Raw genomic sequence first — 544 nt, forward strand, 5'->3', positions numbered from 1 at the left:
GGCTTTTTCATCGGAAAAAATGAAGAGAAAATGGGGCTCCACGGTTCGCTAACGGTCACTTTAAATTTTGATAACGCTGTCATTCCCGCCCGGCAGCTGCTGGGGGAGGAAGGAATGGGATTCAAAATGGCCCTGTCCAACCTGGATACCGGCCGGATCGGAATTGCGGCGCAGGCTCTGGGTATCGCCGAGGGAGCGCTTTCTGAAGCCGTTCAATTTCTAAAAAAACGGTATCCGGACGGAGAGCTGTATAAGAACGGCCAAGCGCTTGCCTTTAAGCTGGCCGACATGGCGGCGAGGACAGAGGCGGCCAGGCTTCTCGTCTACCAGGCCGCCTCGTTGAAACAGCAAGGCATGCAGACGGGGAAAGCTGCTTCAATGGCCAAATTGTTCGCTTCGGAAACGGCGATGTATGTCGCCGGAGAGGCCGTGCAGCTGCTCGGAGATTTCGGATACACAAAGGATTTCAGCGCTGAACGATATTTCAGGGATGCGAAAGTGTGTGAAATTTATGAGGGCACGAGCGAGATCCAGCGGATCGTCA

At 54.2% G+C, this 544-nt stretch carries 1 protein-coding gene; it reads left to right on the plus strand.

The features are described from left to right. Positions 1–544: acyl-CoA dehydrogenase family protein (locus ACWHAR_RS31075; RefSeq protein ID WP_452088932.1), on the plus strand; the 544-nt coding region annotated here is incomplete at both ends.

Source organism: Bacillus sp. LR--39, from assembly GCF_053613335.1.